This is a genomic window from Hydrogenophaga sp. L310, assembly GCF_055703065.1.
In genome coordinates this window covers 586,671-605,167 of the sequence record NZ_JBVPZA010000001.1, presented here as the reverse complement: position 1 = coordinate 605,167, position 18,497 = coordinate 586,671, and the positions used below count along the sequence as shown (strand labels likewise).

Here is an 18,497-nt window from a genome sequence, read left to right as displayed (position 1 = left end):
CAGATGTCGATAATGAATCGGGAACCCACACGAAAGAAGCCTATGGAACTCGTGTTGAAACTGTTGACCGGTGGCGCCGGCAGCCTGGCGGCCTACCTTGCCGCTCACGTGTTGCTGTGCCTGCTGCCCGCGTTCTTCATCGCGGGCGCCATGGCAGCCCTGATCCCCAAGGCCAGCATCACGCGCTGGCTGGGGCGCAGCACGCCTGCCTACGTTTCCTACCCCGCTGCTGCAGCGGCTGGCTCGTTGCTGGCGGTGTGCTCCTGCACCATCGTGCCGCTGTTCGCGGGCATTTACCGCAAGGGCGCCGGCATCGGCCCGGCCATGACCTTTCTCTTCTTTGCGCCGGCCGGCAACATCATGGCGCTGGCCTACACCGGCAGCATCCTCGGGCCCGAGTTTGCCGTTGCACGTGTGGTGTTCTGCCTGATGTTCGGCATCGGCATCGGCATCCTGATGGCGCTGGTGTTCTGGCGCGACGATGCGAGCCACGACGCACAGACCGACACGCTCTTTGCGGCCCAGGCCAGCATCGCCCCCGCGGCGCTGGGGGTGCTGCTGTCGCTGGTGGCCCTGCTGGTTGCAGGCACCTTGAAGCTGTGGCCGCTGACCACCACTGTGGGCACCTTCACTTTGCCTCTGCCCTGGGCCCTCCCATGGCAGGAAACCCTGTTCGGCTGGGTGCCCTTTGACGCCGCCAAAGGCGAAGAAGGTGTGAGCTTCCAGGGTTCGGTATTGATCGGCTTGCTGCTGCTGATCTCGGCCACCGCCTGGAAAGGCATGGAAGACATCATCGAAGGCGCCAACCACTGGACCTGGGTCGCGCTGGGCCTGGCCGCCACCACCCTGCTGGTGGCGGCGCTGCGGCTGACCCCCACGCCGGAAGGTCTGGAGATCGCCCTCACCGGCCGCGCCCTGGGCGTCGCGCTGACGCTCTGGACGGTGTGGTTTTACGCCCGGCAATTGCCCGCCGACGACTGGCGCAGCTGGTTGTGGGAAGCCTGGCGCTTCGTCAAGCAGATCTTCCTCGTGCTGGTGATCGGCGTCTTCGTGGTCGGCATGGTGCGGCAGCTCATTCGCCCCGAATGGATCGAATCGCTGGCCGGCAGCAACACCCTGATGGCCAACATGGTGGCGGTGGGTTTCGGCGTCTTCATGTACTTCCCCACGCTGGTCGAGGTGCCGGTGGCCCGCATGTTCCTGGACCTGGGCATGCACCCCGGCCCGCTGCTGGCCTACCTGATGGCCGACCCGGAACTCAGCCTGCAGAGCATGCTGATGGTGGCCGCGGTGATCGGGCGGACCAAGACAGCGGCCTACGTGGGCTGGGTGGCCTTGTTCAGTGTTTGCGCGGGCCTGATCTTTGGCGCCTGGATCGACGGTGCGGCCTGGACGTCACTGGCGCTCGTGATGGGCGCGTGTCTGGCCGGCCTGGCCGTGGCACTGGGCTGGTTGCGTCGGCGGCAGCGCATGGTTGTCGCCACCTGATCCCTTTCATGTTTTCAAAGGAGAAACACCATGTTGACCGTCAAGATCCTGGGTTCCGGCTGTGCCAACTGCAAGAAGCTCGAAGCCGTGGCCCGCGAAGCCGCCACCGCCAGCCACATCGAGGCCGAGTTCCTCAAGGTCACCGACATGCAGCAGATCATGGCCTACGACCTGCTGTCCACGCCGGGTCTGGTGGTCAATGAAAAGCTGGTCAGCAGCGGCCGCATTCCCACGGTGGCGGAAGTCCAGAAGTGGTTGTCCGCCTGACTTTGCGGTGACTCCAGCCCCTCAATGACGGTGGACGTGGCTCACAGGTCCCTGCTGCGCAGGGGACGTGTCCGACGCCGCATGCCAGTCGCCACAGGGCTCCGTGAACGGCACGTTCACCACCTGCAAGGTGGCATGGGTGATCTCGAAGCGTTCATGCAGCTGCTCCGTGGCCTCCTTCAGAAACCCGTCATCGGCATGCCCATGCGGCATCACCAGATGGGCCGTCATGGCCACCTGCGAGGTGTCCATGGCCCAGATGTGCAGGTCGTGCACGTGGTTGATGCCCGGCAGGGCCGCCAGGTAGTCGTGCACCGCCTGCGGGTCCACGCTGTCCGGCACGCCGTCAAACAGCAGATGCAAAGATTGCCGGAACAGATTCCAGGTGCCGATGAGAATCACGGCGGCGATCAGCAGGCTGACCACTGGGTCGAGCCACACCCAGCCCATCCACAAGGTGAGCGCGCCAGCCACCACCACGCCGGCAGACACCAGGGCATCGGCCGCCATGTGCAGGAAAGCGCCCCGGATGTTCAGGTCGCTCTCGCGTCCCCGCATGAACAGCAAGGCGGTCGCGGTGTTGACCACGATGCCCACGCCCGCCACCACCATGATGGTCACGCCCTGATTGCCGACCAGCGGGTCGGGTGACATCAGGCGCCCCGCAGCTTCCCAGACCAGCGCGCCCATGGCCACGAGCAGCAGCAGAGCATTGGCAAAAGCCGCCAGGATGCTGCCGCGCTTCCATCCATAGGTGTGGCGGGGGTTGGGTCGCAGCTTGCCGGCCAGCGCACCGCCCCAGGCCAGCACCAGTCCGGCGACATCGCTCAGATTGTGTCCGGCATCCGCCAGCAAGGCCAGCGAGTTGATTTTCCAGCCATAAAACGCCTCGATCGCCACAAAGACGATGTTGAGGCCGATGCCGATGGCAAAGGCTTTATTGAAATTGGCGGGGGCGTGGCTGTGGTCGTGTCCGGCGCTCATGGGGTTTTGCTTGCAAGTTTTTTGTTTTTTCAAGCGCGGCGCATCACGCCGCTCAGATCGGTACCCGGCGCCACCGTGTTGAACACCGTCCCGAACTTTTTGACGTTGTCATGCAGCAAATCAATGCGCCTGTCAGATTCATCGGTGTCCACCACGATTTCATAGCGGATGCTTTCCATCCTGGGCGGCACGTCCTGCCGAACCCCGTCAACGATCACCTGCACGCCGCGCAGCTCGAACTTGAGGATCGGCACAACACGCTCGATGCCCTTGATCATGCAGGCCGACAGCGCGGCCAGCAGCAGCTCGGCGGGATTGAAGGCATCCGGATTGCCGGCCATGTCGGTGTCCAGTGCAATTTCGGCGTTCTTGCAGTGCGAAAGGCTGCCGTGGGCATCCACGCGGCGCGAGGTCACGTGAAACGTCATCTTGTTGGAGGTTTCGGTCAAGTCATGCCTCCTGGTGAGCACAATGCCGTGGATGGGTCGGACAACGACCTGGCTTCAAAGCGCCGCCCTTTTCAGAGGGTACCCTTTTTGCATCCACAGAAGAATGCCACCGCGCGTGGGCTTGGCAAGGGAGCACCGCGACAAGTCCTGGCGAAGCTCCCGGCATTCGCCCGCAAGGCGGCGCCGCGCGCCCCTGCGGCTGGCTTCGTCCAGCGGGTTCGACACCCTCAGGCGCTGAACCACTGCTCGATCTTCTCGCGGCTGGGCACGCCACCGGCGTGCACCACCTGGCCATTGATCACCACGCCGGGCGTGCTCATGACGCCGTAGCCCATGATGTCACGCAGCTCTTCGACCTTCTCCAGCTGGACTTCAACGCCCTTGGCTTTCGCCACCTGATCGATCAGCGCGATGGTGTTCCTGCAGTTGGCGCAGCCGGTTCCGAGTACCTTGATGTCCATGATTCACTCCTGTTCCATTTCGAGATAGGTGAGGTTCGCGATCTGGGGCAACCAGACCTCCACGTGCTTGAGGTGCTTGTAGGGCGCAGCGTCGAAGCTCTTGATCGCCGCGCTCATATCGGTGCCCGCCTCCACCGCCTGGCCCATGTGGGCCCGCAGGGCCTTGAGCAGGTGGCCGGTGTCCTTCTGCGCCTGGGCCAGCGTGGTCACGCTGCCGTGGCCCGGCACCACCACCTTCGGGTTCAGCGCCTCCAGCGCTTCGAACGATTCCACCCAGGTTTTGGTCTTGCTCACCGGGTGCAGGCCCAGGATGCGGTCCACATAGACCACGTCGCCGGTGAACACCACACCGCTTTGCGGCAGCCAGACCATGCTGTCGCCCGGCGTGTGGCCGCCCTTGCGGTGCACGACTTCAATGGTGATCCCACCGAGTTCCAGCTTCGTGTTGGCGTCCTTCAGCCAGCGCGTGGGCAGGACCAGCTCGGTGCCGTCCATCTTTTCTTTCAGCACCGGCGCATTGGCCTTCAGGTGCTCGGGGCCGCGCGCCTTCATGTCGGCCTCAGCGTCGGCATGCGCCATGATGTTCGCGCCCTGCGCCTTGAAGTAGCCGTTGCCCAGCCAGCGGTGGTCCTGCCCGCCGGTGTTGATGACCCATTGGATGGGCTGCGCCGTGACCTTCTTCGCGGCTTCGGCGATCTGCTTCGCGCTCTGGAAGCTCGCGCCGCTGTCGATCAGCAGAGCCCCGGCTGGCGTGACCACCAGACCGATGTTGGCGTTGAGCGCTTCGTTTTCGTAGGTGCGGCCCTCGATGTCGCCCACGTGAGCGTACACGCCCGGTGCGACCGGTTTGAAAATCACCTCGACCGCATGGGCCGACCAGGCCAGGGTGGCCGCGAGGCCGGTCAGCAGCGAGCGCTTGAAGTGGTGGGATACGGTGTGGTGCATGTCGTTTTGTCTCCGTCGGGTTGATGAAAGCAGTTTCACAGGATGGCATTGAAAATGAAGCCCACGGCCAGGATGCCGGTGGACACGGTGCCCACAAAGATCGCGATCAGGCGCAGCTTGAGCACCTTGCGCAGGATGATCATCTCGGGCAGCGACAGCGCCACCACGCTCATCATGAAGGCCAGCGCGGTGCCCATGGCGGCACCTTTGGCGGTGAGGGCCTCGATCACGGGCAGGATGCCGGCGGTGTTGGCGTACATGGGCACGCCCATCACCACCGCCAGCGGCACCGACCACCACGAAGCGTCCTTGCCCATGAACGAGGCCAGGAACTCGGCCGGCACGAAGCCATGGATGCCCGCCCCCACCGCGATACCGCCGAGCACATAAGGCCAGACCTTGCCCACGATCTCGCGCACCGAGGCCAGGCCCGCGGCCATGCGGTCGCTCAGGCTCAGTTGCTGGGCCTCCACGTCAGAAGACACATGCGGCATCTCGCGCACCCAGTCTTCCAGGTGGCTTTCCAGCTTCATGGCGCCCATGATCAGCCCGGCCACGATGCCCAGCGCCATGCCGAAACCCAGGTACAGCAAGGCCACCTTCCAGCCAAACAGCGAGAAAAGGATGGTCAGCGCCACGGTGTCCACCATGGGCGCGGTGATCAGGAAGGAAAACGTCACCCCCAGCGGCACACCGGCCTGCACGAAACCGATGAACAGCGGCACCGAGGAGCAGGAACAAAACGGCGTGACCACGCCCAGCGCAGACGCCATGCCGTTGGCCACGCCGTGCGTGCGCCCGGCCAGCAGCGCACGGGTGCGCTCGGGGGTGAAATACGTGTTCACCATGCCCATGACAAACACCACCCCGGTCAGCAGCAACAGCACCTTGGGCGTGTCGTAGAAGAAGAACTGCAGGGCACTGCCCAGGTGGCTGGCCCGGTCCACGGGCAGCGCGGCGACGATGGCCTCGGAAAACGGGATCAGCAACTGGTACAGCCCCCACCAGAGGGCTGCAGCGATCAGCAGGAAAACCAGCGGCTGCCTCTTCGGCCAGCGGATCAGGTTGTTTGTGAGGGTGCTCATGCCTCGGAAGACGAGGCGGGTGCGCAAAAGATGCAGGCCGATGCGGAAAAAATTTTTCGCAACCGCTCAGACCAGCGCGGCGATGGCCTCCACGTCTTCGGCAAACATCTGGCCCTTCTCGGCCAGAATCAGCTTGCCGTCGCGCCCGCGCAGCAAGGTGATGGGCAGGCCCCGGGGTTTGGGGAAGGTCTTGCGCCAGTCCGGGCTGGCCCAGGCGGTCGGGAAGCTGTAACCTTTTTTCTTCAGATAGGCCACGGCGTCCTCGGGTTTTTTGTCGATGGACAGCGCCACCATCTGCAGCCCCCTGGCCTTCTGGCTCTGCCAGAGCTGGTCCATGCTCGGACTCTGCAGCGCGCAGAACGGGCAGGTGCTGGACCACCAGTACACCAGCAGCGGTTTCCCCGCACTGGCGGCTGGTTCATAGACCGAACCGTCCAGCAGGTTGATGCGTGGAAGGTTCAGAAGCGACCCCAGCGCGGGCAATGGCGGCGCCTTGGCCTCTTCTGCTGCCGCCGAAACGGGCTGGGCCAGCGCCGGCAGTCTCATGCCGGCGAGCAAGCTGGCGGCGCTACCGGCGCGCAGCCAATCGCGGCGAGTCCAGCGGCTGTTCGCGGTCACCGGGCTGGTCGAAGGAACGATGGCTTGAGGTTTCATGGGGTGTCGCAGGGTTTGGGTGATGCACACGCGGTGATCGCAGAGACTGGCACCGGACCCATCAAGGGCGCCCGGGGCACAAAATCGTCCACGCGTCCGCTGGGGTCGAACGATACCTGACAGCCCTGTGCCATCCGCTCGCGCATGCGCTGTCGGGCGCGCTGCACACGCGACTTGGCAGCCGGCAACGACAAGCCCTTGAGGCGCGCGAACTCGGCTTGCGACAAGCCCTGCAGGTCGCACAGTTCAATGGCCTCGCGGTCCCTGGCATCGAGTTCCGACAGAACGCGCGGCAAACAGGCCACCAGGGCATCGACCGTCTCCAGCTGCGCCGGCTCGTCCGATATGTCTTCCCAGTCCGGAGGCAAGGGTGCCAGCGGCTTGTGCGCCCTGAGCCGGTCGATCAGGGTGTTGCGGGTGATCTCGAACAGCCAGGCCCGCGGCTGCTCAACGGTCAGCAGGCGATCGCCCTGGCGCAGGGCCTTGATGAAGCTGTCCTGGAGGATGTCTTCCACCTCGCTCGCCACCGGCGAACGCGCGCGCAACCAGCCGCGCAGTTCGGGCTCGTGGCGGGTCCAGACAGACACAAGTTGTTTCATGGCATCGCTGTAAAACCGCTAGGGTACCGGGAAAGGACGCGGGGTTCAAACGGTGGTCGAAGCCCTGGCCATGGCGTCGGCGGTCGCGCCGGTATGCGTCACAATCCCGGCAACTCTACAGAACCCGAACCTCCAGACCCGCCACCTGAGCGGCTCTGACGCAACATGCAAAACGGAACCCTCCTCGCCGCGATCGATCTCGGCTCCAACAGCTTCCGGCTGGAAATCGGCCGTTTCCACTCCGGCCACATCGAACGCGTCGAATACATCAAGGAAACCGTGCGCCAGGGCAGCGGCCTGGACGAAAACAAGGTGTTGAGCGAAGCCGCCATGCAGCGCGGCTGGGACTGCCTGGCCCGCTTTGCCGAGCGCTTGCACGGCTTCAAAAAACAACAGGTCCGGGCCGTCGCCACGCAGACCCTGCGCGAGGCGAGAAACCGCGACGAGTTCATGCGCAAGGCCCAGTCCATCCTGGGCTTCGCCATCGAGGTGGTGTCGGGGCACGAAGAAGCGCGCCTGATCTACCAGGGCGTCTCGCGCCTGCTGCCGCAATCCGAAGAAAAACGCCTGGTGGTGGACATCGGCGGGCGCTCGACCGAGATGATCCTGGGTCAGGGTTACGAGGCACGCAAGATGGAGTCCTACCGGCTGGGCAGCGTTGCCTGGTCGACCAAGTATTTCCCCCGCGGGCAGCTCACGGCGGTGGCGTTCAAGACCGCCGAAGTCGCGGCCAAGGCCGTGCTCGACGAGGCACTCGACACCTTTCCGCCCTCCGAATGGATGGTGTCCTACGGGTCCTCGGGCACCGTGGGCTCGGTCGCCGACATCCTGGCGGCGAACGGATGGGCTTCGGGCGTGATCACCCGTTCCGGTCTGGACTGGCTGGTGGACAAGCTGATCAAGGCCGGCAACGTCGACAACCTGCGCCTCGAGGGCATGAAGGACGACCGCCGGGCCGTGCTCGGTGGCGGCGTGAGCGTGCTGCGCGCGATCTTCGACCTCTTCGACATCCAGCAGATGCTGCCCGCGCAAGGCGCCTTGCGCCAGGGTGCGCTCTACGACCTGATCGACCGCGAGTCCCACGAGGGCGACGTGCGCGAGCGCACGGTGCGCTGGCTGGCCGAGCGTTTCTCGATCGACGAAGCGCAGGCGCAGCGCGTGAGCACGGTGAGCACGGCCTTGTTTTCCCAGATCGCGGCCGCCGACACGCCCAACGAGCGGTATTCGCAAAAGCTCGCCTGGGCAGCCCGCCTGCACGAGATCGGCACGCACATCTCGCACGACCGCTCGTACCACCACGGCGCCTACATCCTGGACAACGTGGACGCACCGGGTTTTTCCTTTCCCGAACTGCACCGCATGAGCCAGCTGGTGCTCGGTCAGCGCGGCAAATTGCGCAAGCTGGAGCAGTCGCTGGAAGACGAGCTGTTCGCCAAGCAGCTCATGAGCCTGCGCCTGGCGGTGCTGCTGTGCCATGCCCGCCAGATGCCGGAGCACCAGTCGGTCAAGCTCAGCTACAAATCGGGCGCCTTCAAGCTGGCGACCAACCCGGGCTGGTCGCGTCGCTACCCGCAGTCGGCCTGGCTGCTGGGCGAAGAGGTGCTGGCCTGGCAGAAAACGGCCTGGAAGTTCAGCGCCGATCTGCGCTGACCCACAGGCCCATGCGCTGAAGCAGCTGCACTCCGTCTCCCCCGGTGCCGCGCAGGCACTGGCCGGATACCTGGCGCCGGGCTGAGGCTGGTGGATCCCGGGGCTCAAAAAAATCGGTCATTTTTTTGGTATAAACGGTATACACCGTTTCAATTTCAAGGAAATTTCATGGCATCCAAGAACACCGGCAAATCCAGCAAACTGGTCCGCGACAGCTTCACCATCCCCAAAGCCGAATACCTCACCATCGACGCGCTCAAGACCCGTGCCATTGCCATGGGCACCAGCGTCAAGAAGAGCGAACTCCTGCGCGCTGGCCTGATGGTGCTCAAAGGCATGAGCGATGCGGCCTACAAGACCGCCATCGCCGCCGTCCCCACCCTGAAGACCGGCCGCCCCAGCGCCGAAGCGCCATTGCCCAAGGCGGCTGACGTGCCGGTGAAAGCCTTGGTCAAAGCCAGACCGGTCGCCAAAGCACCGGTGAAAGCAGCCACGAAATCCGCGGTGAAACCCGTGGCCAAGCCTGCAGCGAAGAGCCCACCGGTTGCAGCGGCTGCGCCCAAAACGGTTGTGAAAAAAGCCACGGCGAAAAAAGCCACTGCGAAACAGGCCACTGCGAAAAAGGCCACAACACCGCCCGCGCGCAAGCCAGCGGTCAAGGCCCCGGTTCAAAAATCGAAGGCAGCTGCTGTGGTCAACACGGCCTCGCCGGCCCAGCCATCTGCTGCCGTTGCGGCCAAGCCGGCCAGCGCTCCCGCCGCCTGATGCGCCTGCGCCTCGGTCGAGGCGCAGTGTTCAGATCAGCTCGGGCGTCTGGACCGTGACCAGGACCGTCTGGAGGGTCCCATGGCGCTCGCGGTGGTGCAGCCACCAGATCGCCCCTTTTTTCATCGGGCAGTACTCTTCCGGCAAACCGAGCAGGCGCGCGATCACGCTGCCCAGCATGGGTTGATGACCCACCACCACCACCGGCGATTTGCCGCTGGGCCACTGCACCAGTTCCAGCAAAGCAAGCGGATCGCCGTCCGGAGCCAGTTCACTGCGCAGTTTGAGCTTGCGCCCCAGCGCAAGCGCGGTCTGTTCCGCGCGCACCGCGGGGCTGGAGTAGATACGGGCACCGTCGGGCAGCTGGCGGTCAAGCCAGGCGGCCATGCGCGCGGCCTGCTTGTCGCCCCTGGGGGTCAGGCGGCGAGCGAGATCGAGTTTGTCTCCCTGCTGGCCATGGACCAGATCCGGGTGTTCGTGGGCTTCAGCATGTCGCCAGAGAATCAGATCCATGCCTTGTGCCCTCCTGTGCTTTCAACCCTTGCTGCCGTAGCGCGTCATCAGGCTGGTCTGCGCTGACAGTGGCACCGCAGCACGGCCTTTGGCCCCGGTGAGTGCAATGGCAGGAATGTAACGACCATCCGGCTGCAGCAGCCAGGCGTCTTTGGTGTCGTGCAGGCAGGCCGAGAGGCACTCGTCCATGACGCGGTGGCGCAGTGCGCTGTCGGTCACGGGCCAGGCCAGCTCCACCCGCCTCAGCATGTTGCGGTTCATCCAGTCTGCGCTGGACAGCCAGAGTTCTTCGACCCCGTCGGTGCGGAAATAGAACACCCGCGAATGCTCCAGCAGCCGGCCAATCACCGAACGAACCCGCACGTTGTCGGTCACGCCCGGCACCTGTGCGGGCAGGATGCAGGCGCCGCGCACGATGAGGTCGATCCTGGCGCCCAGTTGCGAGGCCTGCGCCAGCGCCCGGGCCAGCGGCTCGTCGGTCAGCGCGTTCATCTTCAGGATGATGCGGGCTTCTTTGCCGGCCTTGGCGGCCGCGCCCACAGCCTCCACCTTGTCGATCATCGACTTGTGCAGGTGGAACGGGGCGATCAGCACCTTGTTCAGCTTGGGCAGCCGGTTCTGGCTGGCCAGGTGCAGGAAGACCTGCTCCAGATCGGCGGTGAGCGCGTCGTCGGCGGTGAGGTAGCTCAGGTCGGTGTAGAGCCGGGCGGTGCCGGGGTTGTAGTTGCCGGTGGAGAGGTGGGCGTAGCGTTTGAGCCGGCCGTCTTCCCGCCGCGTGATGAGCATCATCTTGGCGTGGGTCTTCAGGCCCACCACGCCGTACACCACCTGCGCGCCCACGGATTCGAGGCGTTCGGCGTAGTTGATGTTGGCCTCTTCGTCGAAGCGCGCCTTGAGCTCCACCACCGCGGTGACTTCCTTGCCCCGGCGCACCGCCTCGCGCAGCAGGTTCATCAACTCGGACTTGGCGCCCGTGCGGTAGATGGTCTGCTTGATCGCCAGCACGTCCGGATCTTCAACCGCTTCGCGCAGGAAGGCGAGCACCGCATCAAAACTCTCGTAGGGCTGGTGGATCAGCACATCGCCCTGTTGCAGCTGCTCAAAGTACGACTGGCCCGGCACCAGTTGCGCCGGCCAGCCGGCGTTGTAGCGTTCAAAGCGCAGCGCAGGCGCGTCAACCTGGTCGATCAGCTGGTTCAGGCGGACGAGATTCACCGGGCCAGGCACCCGGAACAGCGCCTCCTGCGGCAAGGCGAACTGCGCCAGCAGAAAACTGGCGAGGTATTCGGAGCAGCCGGCCGATATTTCCAGGCGCAGCGCTTCACCATAGTGACGTTGCTGCAGGCCTTTGCGCAGCGCGGTGCGCAGGTTTTTCACCTCTTCCTCGTCCACCGCGAGGTCGGAGTGGCGCGTGACGCGGAACTGCGAAAACTCGGTCACCTGCCGGCCCGGGAACAGGTCGGCCAGGTGCGAGCGGATCAGGCTGGAAATGGAGACAAAGTGGCTCTGCTTCGAGCCCTTGACCGGCGGCATGCGGAAAAACCGCGGCAGGATGCGCGGAACCTTGACGATGGCGATCTCGTTTTCGCGGCCAAAGGCGTCCTTGCCGGTGAGCCGCACGATGAAGTTGAGCGACTTGTTCGCCACCTGGGGAAACGGGTGAGCCGGGTCCAGGCCCACGGGCAACAGCAGGGGCTGCACTTCACGCTGGAAGAACTCCTTGACCCAGCGGCGCTGGCGCGGGTTGCGCTCGCCGTGGGCCACCAGCTTGATGCCCTTCTTCTCCAGCAGGGGCAGCAGCTCGTCGTTGTAGATGGCGTACTGCTGCGCCACGAGGGCGTGCACCTTGGCAGACAACTGCTCGTAGGTTTCAACGGTGTACAGCCCGCGCTGCTCATGGGTCTTGTGCGCGTTGAGCTGGGGCGCCATGCGCACCTCGAAAAATTCGTCGAGGTTGCTGGAGACGATGCTCAGATAGCGAAGGCGTTCCAGCAGGGGCACATCGGTCCGGCGTGCCCAGTCCATCACCCGCTCGTTGAAAGCCAGGATGCTGTGGTCTCGGTCCAGAAAAGTCAGGCGGGTCTGTGGGTTGCTGGCGCTCATGAATACCGTGGGTATCAGGGGATGCGGCAAGGTCCAGCCGGTCTTGGCTGGTGGCCATGCCACTTGATCTTGACGATTATTCAACAGCTGGATGACGTTTGTGTGACAGTCGAACGACATCGATGCCCGGCAAGGACCGCGCGGCAGCGGCGGCGTTCAGCGGCGACGGCCGGGGTTTGCGCTGCCGCGGCGGGAACAGCACCAGAAAAGAGACAAACAGGGCCGTGGCGCGGCCCCAGCCGAACTGCTGGGCGCGGGCGCGCGCCGCATGGCGCTTGACCTTCAGCGCCTCGAACCAGGCCTCGCGCAGATCGTCGCGCATCGCGCCGGCACCGGCCTCTCCCAACACCTGCAGAGGCCCGTCCACCGGATACGCCGCCACCGGCACACCGCAGGCCATGGCTTCGAGCATCACCTGCCCGAAGGTTTCATTGCGGCAGGGAAACACGAACACGTCGGCCGCGGCGTACACCTGCGCGAGTTCCTGGCGCGGCAACACGCCGAGCCAGTGCACATTGGGATAGCGCTCCTGCAGCGCGGTCAGCAACGGCCCCACGCCACACACCACCTTGCTGCCCGGCACGTCGAGCGAGAGGAACGCCTCGATGTTCTTTTCCGCGGCCACGCGCCCCACGAACAGGCTCACCGGCCTCGCCAGATGGCCCAGGGGTGGGCATTCGGTGGCCTCGGGGGCGAGCGCAAACAGGCGCGTGTCGACCCCGTGCGTCCATTCACGCAGGTTGTGAAAACCGCGCTGCGCCAGCATGTCGAGCACACCACGGGTCGGCACCATGACGCCGCTGCTGGGCCGGTGGAAACGGCGCAACAACGCATAGCTCCAGGACAGCGGCACGCGCAGCATCGTGTGCAATATCTCGGGGAACTTGGTGTGGAAGGCGGTGGTGAAAGGCAGTCCGCGTCGCAGGCAGTGGCTTCGCGCCGCCCAGCCCAGCGGGCCTTCGGTGGCGATGTGGATGGCGTCGGGGTTGGCCGCATTCACCATGCGCGCCAGTTGCCGGCCGGGGAACAGCGCCATCGCTATGCCCTGATACCCCGGGCACGGTCGGGTGCGGAACTGCCCGGGCTGGATCACCACCACTTCGTCGCCACGCGCCTGGAGCTGGCGCACCAGCTCCATCAGCGTGCTCACCACGCCATTGACCTGGGGCAACCAGGTGTCTGTCACAAGAACCAGTTTCATTGTTGTCTCCCTGGGTGTCTCTTTCAGGCTGTCTGGCGCAGCTGCGGCTCTGATGGCCGTTCAGCAATGGAAGGAATCCAGTGCACCAACTCCAGCCGGCCGTCCAGGTGCTCGACCAGCGCCGAGAGGCTTTCCACCCAGTCGCCATCGTTGCAGTAGAGCGTGCCGTCGATGTGGCGCATTTCCGGGCGGTGGATGTGCCCGCAGACCACGCCCTGGTAGCCCTTGTGACGCGCTTCGGCGGCCACGGCGCGCTCAAAATCGGTCACGTAGTTCAGCGCGCTCTTGACCTTGTGCTTGAGGTATTGCGAGAGCGACCAGTACGGCAGGCCCAGGCGCGCGCGCAACGAGTTCAGGTGGCGGTTCAGCCGCAGCGTGAACTCATAGAGGTTGTCGCCCACGTAAGCCAGCCACTTGGCGCACTGGATCACGCCGTCAAAGTGGTCTCCGTGCACGACCCACAGGCGCTGCCCGTCGGCCATGGTGTGAACGGCCTCGTTGCTGACCTCGATGCCGCCGAAGTTGTGGCCATGGAACTGGCGCGCGAACTCGTCGTGGTTGCCTGGCACGAACACCACCCGGCAGCCCTTGCGGGCACGCCGCAGCAGCTTCTGCACCACATCGTTGTGCGCCTGCGGCCAGAACCATTTGCGGCGCAGCTGCCAGCCGTCGATGATGTCGCCCACCAGATACAGGGTGTGGCTGGGATGGTGCTTCAGGAACTCCAGCAAGGCGCCGGCCTGACAGCCCGCCGTGCCCAGGTGCAGGTCGGAAATGAAAACGGCCCGGTAACGGGGCCGTTCTCCGCCATCGTTGGGATGCTCGTCGTTGGTTTCGAAGCCTGCAGACAGATTCCCCACCTGCCCCCAACCGCCCAGTGCTTCGAAGGCCGTGCGCATCTCAAGCGCCCAGGAAGTGCTTGCGGTAGCGCGCTGGCAGATCGGCGATGCGCATCATCATCGGCAGGTCGGCGGCGTTGAAGTCGGGATCCCAGGCGGGCGCGCCCAGCACCTTGGCGCCGAGGCGCAGATAACCTTTGATCAGCGCGGGCGGCTCCACGTCGAGCGTGTCGTCGAGCTGTTCGATCGGCAGCGGCAGGCGCGGGCGCACGTGGAATTCGATGGAGGCGAGGTGCTTCTCCTTCACCTGGCGCCAGATGCTGGCCGCCGCGTGGCCACCTCCCACCATGCCATGTTCGCCCTGGTGCTGCATGGGGATGCTGGCGCAACCGATCATGGTGTCGAGCTGGTTGCGCACCATGAATTCGGCCAGCGCACCCCACAGCGCCATGATCACGCCGCCGTGTCGGTGGTCGCGGTGCACGCAGCTGCGGCCCAGCTCCACCATGCGCTCGCGCACATTGCGCAGTCGGGTCAGGTCGAATTCGGTGTCGCTGTAGGTGCTGCCCACGCGCCGGGCCTGGGCCGGCGTGAGCACGCGGTAGGTGCCGATCACCTGGCGCGTCGCGCTGTCGCGAACCAGCAGATGTTCGCAAAAGTCATCGAACAGGTCCACGTCGTGACCGGGCACGGCCTTGGACAGGATGGCCCCCATCTCGACGGCAAACACCGCGTGCCTCAGTCGTTGCGCTTCACGAACCTCGTCCAGGTGGCGGGCCCACGAGACTTCGATACCGCCGGCCGCGGGAATTTCCGCCAACGGGTTGGCCACCAGGGGCCGAGACTGAGCAGGTGAGCCCGGATGAAGCAACCCCCGGGGCCGGCTCACCGGCGAGAGGTTCAGTGTGGGGGTGGGCAGTTCTCTCATGGCAGGCTCCTGGTGGATGCGCCCGTCGCAGGCGCTGTGGTCGGTGTGCTCGTGGTCATGAACCTGCATTCTTGGCATCACGCATGTCCCGTTCGTGGCAGTGGCATGAAGTTTTGATGACAACCCCTGACCCGTGTGGGCATGGAAAAAACAGGCGTCGGTTCCACGTTTCAAGTAATATTGAAATATGGAAATCACATCACCCTTGGAATCCCAGGCCCTGAGCGCGCTGGCCGCGCTCGCCCAGGTGCAGCGCCTGCGCGCCTTCCGTGCGCTGGTCGTGGCCGGCCCCGACGGCCTCACGCCCGGCGTCCTGGCCGAGCAGCTGGGGGTGTCGCCCAGCGCGCTCTCGTTCCACCTCAAGGAACTGGCTCACGCCGATCTGGTGAGTGCCGAGCCGCAGGGCCGCCACCTGATCTACCGCGCCAGCTTCGACCGCATGAACGCCCTGCTCGGATACCTCACCGAACACTGCTGCGCCGGTGAACCCTGCGAAATCCCGCTGGATGCCGGGTGCACCGGTTGCGGGACGGCGCCATGAACCTGGCCGACGCGATCAACCTCGGCTGTGCCTGCCAGACCTTGCAGCCCAACCGATTGCGCGAGCAGCTGGAAACCAGCCCGGCGCTCGGCGGTCTCAGCGCGCGGCTGGCCGAGAGCCACCCGCACCTGTTCTCGGCCAGCGCGGTGTTCCTCGACCCCAGGGTGCAGCAGCAGATCGCGATGGCCGTGCAGACGCTGGAACGTGTGATCGCCCTGCCCGCCTGGCACGCCCAGGCCCTGGCGCGCGCGAACCCGATCGCGGCGCTGGACTGGGGCCCGGCCGGCGTCTTCATGGGTTACGACTTCCACCTGGCATCCGACGGCCCCAAGCTGATCGAGATCAACAGCAACGCCGGCGGCGCCCTGCTCAACGCTGCGCTGGCGCGGGCGCACCGTGCCTGCTGCACAGGCTTCGAGCCCTTGTTTGACCCGGCGGACACGCTGCAACGGCTCGACGACGTGTTCGTTGCCATGTTCCGCGCCGAGTGGCAATCGCAGCGCGGCGACGCACCGCTGCGCAACGTGCTGATCGTGGACGACGCACCCGGCGAGCAGTACCTCGCGCCCGAGTTCGAAATGGTGCGTGCGCTGTTGGCCGCGAAGGGCCTGATCGCCGTGGTGGCCGATGCGCGCGAGCTGCAGTGGCGCGATGGCGCGCTCTGGCACCCGGCCCTGCCGGCCGGCATGCCGGTGGACCTGGTCTACAACCGCCTGACCGACTTCTACCTGCAGGACAGCAGCCACGACGCGCTGCAGCAGGCCTACCGCGCGGGCGCGGCCGTGGTCACGCCGCACCCCCGCACCCACGCGTTGTACGCCGACAAACGCAACCTGATCGCGCTGTCCGATGCCGCACTGCTCGAAGCCTGGGGCGTGAGTGAACCCGATCGCTCCGTGCTGCGCCAGGTGGTGCCCGCCACACAGCGCGTCACGGCCGAGAACGCCGATGACCTCTGGAGCCGGCGGCGCACGCTGTTCTTCAAACCCGCCGCCGGCTTCGGCGCGCGCGCCGCTTACCGCGGCGACAAGCTCACCCGGCGCGTGTGGGGCGAGATCCTGGCGGGGGACTACGTCGCCCAGACCACCGTACCGCCCAGCGAACGGCTGGTGTCTGTTGACGGCGAGACCACGCTGCTCAAGCTGGACCTGCGCGCCTACACCTACCGCGGCCAGGTGCAGCTGCTGGCCGCCCGCACCTGGTCGGGCCAGACCACCAACTTCCGAACCGAAGGCGGCGGCTTCTCACCGGTGGTGGTCCTGCCGGCCGCCACCACGCTCCCCGAAACCCTTCCCTTTCAAGCCTGACTGGAGATTCCGATGAAACGTTTTCACGTCCACCTGCACGTCAACGACCTGGACAAGAACATTGGCTTCTATTCCGCCCTGTTCAACCAGCCGCCCACCCGCACCGAAGGCGATTACGCCAAATGGATGCTGGAAGACCCACCCGTGAACTTCGCCATCTCCACCCGCGGCACCAGCACCGGCGTGGACCACCTGGGCATCCAGGTTTCGTCGGCCGACGAGCTCGGTGCGCTCAAGGCCCAGGCGCAGGCGGCCGACATGGCCCTGCTCGACGAAGGCGACACCACCTGCTGCTACGCGCGCAGCGACAAATACTGGATCACCGACCCGCAAGGCGTGGCCTGGGAGCAGTTCCACACGCTGGGCAACATCCCCGTGTTCAACGAAGCGGGCGCCGTGGTGGCAGCGGCCTGCTGCGCGCCAGCACCCGCAGCGGCCGCGGCCAGCGCCTGCTGCAGCCCGGCCGCGGCTCCGGCGTCAGCCGCCGGCTGCTGCGGGCGCTGATGGCCTGAATGGCCGCTGTGTGACATCCGACCCGATGTCACACATTCGTCATATGGACGCGGGACAATTCAACGTTTTTTGAAGCGTTCACACCCGATCCGATTCCCGATTTTTCCCCTTCACTGGACCTGTCAACATGAAAGTTGGTATCAACGGCATGGGCCGCATGGGCCGTCTGGCCCTGCGCGCCGCCTTCGGCGCGATCGAACGCGAAGCCATCGACCCGCGCAACGGCAACCGTCTGGACGTCGTGCACCTGAACGAAATCAAGGGCGGGTCTGCCGCCACCGCCCACCTTCTGGCCTTTGACACGGTGCAAGGCAAATGGCGCGCGGACATCGCCGCCGAGGGCAGGGATGCCATCCGCATCAACGAAAGGCGCCTGTCGTTCAGCGAACACGCCACCGCCGCCGACATTCCCTGGGGCGACCTGGGCGTGGATCTGGTGCTCGAATGCACCGGCAAGTTCCTCACACCTGAAACGATCCAGGGCCACCTGGAACGGGGCGCCAAGCGCGTGATCGTGGCGGCCCCGGTGAAGGTCGGCGACGTGCTGAACATCGTGGTCGGCGTCAACGAACATCTGTACAACCCGGCGCGCGACCGCATCGTGACCGCCGCCAGCTGCACCACCAACTGTCTGGCCCCGGTGGTCAAGGTGGTGCACGAAGCCATTGGCATCAAGCACGGCCAGATCACCACGCTGCACAACCCGACCAACACCAACCTGGTGGTGGACGCGCCCCACAAAGACCTGCGCCGAGCCCGCAGCGCCATGGTCAACCTCGCGCCCACGACGACAGGCAGCGCCACCGCCATCGCGCTGATCTACCCCGAACTCAAGGGCAAGCTCAACGGCCACGCGGTGCGTGTGCCCGCGCTCAACGCCTCGCTGACCGACTGCGTGTTCGAGCTCAACCGCGCGACCACGGCCGACGAAGTGAACGCCCTGTTCGAAGCCGCCGCCAACGGCCCGCTGGCCGGCATCCTGGGTTACGAGAGCCGCCCGCTGGTGAGCGCCGATTACGCGCGCGACACGCGCAGCTCCATCGTGGACGGCCTCTCGACCATGGTGACCGACGGCACCTTGCTCAAGGTCTATGCCTGGTACGACAACGAGATGGGCTACGCCACCCGCATGGTGGACCTGGCTTGTTACCTCGAAGCCCAGGGCATCTGAAGCCATGCAGGCCCAAGCATCAACACCGTTCGGG

At 65.4% G+C, this 18,497-nt stretch carries 20 protein-coding genes; 8 read left to right on the top strand and 12 right to left on the bottom strand.

Annotation, left to right across the window (positions count from 1 at the left end; all coding sequences use genetic code 11):
- Positions 1-42 precede the first annotated feature (42 nt).
- Both AC0GNO_RS02940 and AC0GNO_RS02935 read left to right on the top strand, forming a co-directional pair.
- On the top strand, positions 43-1,488 hold the full coding sequence (locus tag AC0GNO_RS02940) for a permease (protein ID WP_472902885.1): 1,446 nt from the start codon (positions 43-45) through the stop codon (positions 1,486-1,488).
- Positions 1,489-1,518: 30 nt separating this feature from the next.
- Positions 1,519-1,755 (top strand): thioredoxin family protein, encoded by a 237-nt coding sequence (locus tag AC0GNO_RS02935; protein WP_210827456.1) that lies wholly within the window; start codon positions 1,519-1,521, stop codon positions 1,753-1,755.
- 21 nt (positions 1,756-1,776) lie between these two features.
- On the opposite strand, the gene AC0GNO_RS02930 is transcribed toward AC0GNO_RS02935, so the two are convergent.
- The 7 genes from AC0GNO_RS02930 to AC0GNO_RS02900 all read right to left on the bottom strand — a co-directional run bounded on the left by AC0GNO_RS02930 (position 1,777) and on the right by AC0GNO_RS02900 (position 6,932).
- Entirely contained in the window at positions 1,777-2,739 is a 963-nt protein-coding gene (locus tag AC0GNO_RS02930) for a cation diffusion facilitator family transporter (RefSeq protein WP_472902884.1), read from the bottom strand.
- Between the two features lie 29 nt (positions 2,740-2,768).
- Positions 2,769-3,167, bottom strand: a complete 399-nt coding sequence (locus AC0GNO_RS02925; protein ID WP_472889331.1) for an OsmC family protein — start codon at positions 3,165-3,167, stop codon at positions 2,769-2,771.
- A gap of 248 nt (positions 3,168-3,415) precedes the next feature.
- Positions 3,416-3,649 (bottom strand): thioredoxin family protein, encoded by a 234-nt coding sequence (locus AC0GNO_RS02920; RefSeq protein WP_472889302.1) that lies wholly within the window; start codon positions 3,647-3,649, stop codon positions 3,416-3,418.
- A gap of 3 nt (positions 3,650-3,652) precedes the next feature.
- Positions 3,653-4,594, bottom strand: a complete 942-nt coding sequence (locus AC0GNO_RS02915) for an MBL fold metallo-hydrolase (RefSeq protein WP_472902883.1) — start codon at positions 4,592-4,594, stop codon at positions 3,653-3,655.
- Positions 4,595-4,629: 35 nt separating this feature from the next.
- A complete protein-coding gene (locus AC0GNO_RS02910) occupies positions 4,630-5,679 on the bottom strand; it encodes a permease (RefSeq protein WP_472902882.1) in 1,050 nt (349 codons plus the stop codon).
- 66 nt (positions 5,680-5,745) lie between these two features.
- Positions 5,746-6,333 carry a TlpA family protein disulfide reductase gene (locus AC0GNO_RS02905; protein WP_472902881.1) on the bottom strand — a complete coding sequence of 196 codons (588 nt, stop codon included), beginning with the start codon at positions 6,331-6,333 and terminating at the stop codon, positions 5,746-5,748.
- Positions 6,330-6,932: a sigma-70 family RNA polymerase sigma factor gene (locus tag AC0GNO_RS02900; protein WP_472902880.1), complete on the bottom strand. Its 603-nt coding sequence runs from the start codon at positions 6,930-6,932 to the stop codon at positions 6,330-6,332. Before AC0GNO_RS02900 ends, AC0GNO_RS02905 begins: the two co-directional genes overlap by 4 nt.
- Before the next feature lie 165 nt (positions 6,933-7,097).
- Here AC0GNO_RS02900 and AC0GNO_RS02895 point away from each other — a divergent pair, with 165 nt between their 5' ends.
- Positions 7,098-8,582 carry a Ppx/GppA phosphatase family protein gene (locus AC0GNO_RS02895; RefSeq protein WP_472902879.1) on the top strand — a complete coding sequence of 495 codons (1,485 nt, stop codon included), beginning with the start codon at positions 7,098-7,100 and terminating at the stop codon, positions 8,580-8,582.
- 168 nt (positions 8,583-8,750) lie between these two features.
- Positions 8,751-9,347: a hypothetical protein gene (locus tag AC0GNO_RS02890; protein WP_472902878.1), complete on the top strand. Its 597-nt coding sequence runs from the start codon at positions 8,751-8,753 to the stop codon at positions 9,345-9,347.
- Positions 9,348-9,377: 30 nt separating this feature from the next.
- Here the strand turns inward: AC0GNO_RS02890 and AC0GNO_RS02885 are convergent, their stop codons facing one another.
- The 5 genes from AC0GNO_RS02885 to AC0GNO_RS02865 all read right to left on the bottom strand — a co-directional run bounded on the left by AC0GNO_RS02885 (position 9,378) and on the right by AC0GNO_RS02865 (position 14,931).
- Positions 9,378-9,860 (bottom strand): SixA phosphatase family protein, encoded by a 483-nt coding sequence (locus AC0GNO_RS02885; RefSeq protein ID WP_472889309.1) that lies wholly within the window; start codon positions 9,858-9,860, stop codon positions 9,378-9,380.
- Positions 9,861-9,881: 21 nt separating this feature from the next.
- The gene (gene ppk1 / locus AC0GNO_RS02880; protein ID WP_472902877.1) at positions 9,882-11,963 is read right to left on the bottom strand and encodes a polyphosphate kinase 1; all 2,082 of its coding nucleotides are present in this window, start codon (positions 11,961-11,963) and stop codon (positions 9,882-9,884) included.
- 76 nt (positions 11,964-12,039) lie between these two features.
- A complete protein-coding gene (locus tag AC0GNO_RS02875; protein WP_472902876.1) occupies positions 12,040-13,164 on the bottom strand; it encodes a glycosyltransferase family 4 protein in 1,125 nt (374 codons plus the stop codon).
- A gap of 23 nt (positions 13,165-13,187) precedes the next feature.
- On the bottom strand, positions 13,188-14,063 hold the full coding sequence (locus AC0GNO_RS02870) for a UDP-2,3-diacylglucosamine diphosphatase (RefSeq protein WP_472902875.1): 876 nt from the start codon (positions 14,061-14,063) through the stop codon (positions 13,188-13,190).
- 1 nt (position 14,064) lies between these two features.
- The gene (locus AC0GNO_RS02865; RefSeq protein WP_472889313.1) at positions 14,065-14,931 is read right to left on the bottom strand and encodes a GNAT family N-acetyltransferase; all 867 of its coding nucleotides are present in this window, start codon (positions 14,929-14,931) and stop codon (positions 14,065-14,067) included.
- Between the two features lie 187 nt (positions 14,932-15,118).
- On the opposite strand from AC0GNO_RS02865, the gene AC0GNO_RS02860 reads away from it, so the two are divergent.
- From AC0GNO_RS02860 to AC0GNO_RS02845, 4 genes are all read left to right on the top strand, one after another.
- Complete coding sequence (locus tag AC0GNO_RS02860) at positions 15,119-15,472, top strand: ArsR/SmtB family transcription factor (RefSeq protein WP_472902874.1); 354 nt, start codon at positions 15,119-15,121, stop codon at positions 15,470-15,472.
- Positions 15,469-16,779, top strand: a complete 1,311-nt coding sequence (locus tag AC0GNO_RS02855; protein WP_472902873.1) for a hypothetical protein — start codon at positions 15,469-15,471, stop codon at positions 16,777-16,779. Before AC0GNO_RS02860 ends, AC0GNO_RS02855 begins: the two co-directional genes overlap by 4 nt.
- Positions 16,780-16,791: 12 nt before the next feature.
- Complete coding sequence (locus tag AC0GNO_RS02850) at positions 16,792-17,283, top strand: ArsI/CadI family heavy metal resistance metalloenzyme (protein ID WP_472902872.1); 492 nt, start codon at positions 16,792-16,794, stop codon at positions 17,281-17,283.
- Between the two features lie 136 nt (positions 17,284-17,419).
- Positions 17,420-18,463 (top strand): ArsJ-associated glyceraldehyde-3-phosphate dehydrogenase, encoded by a 1,044-nt coding sequence (locus AC0GNO_RS02845; RefSeq protein ID WP_472902871.1) that lies wholly within the window; start codon positions 17,420-17,422, stop codon positions 18,461-18,463.
- Positions 18,464-18,497 lie beyond the last annotated feature (34 nt).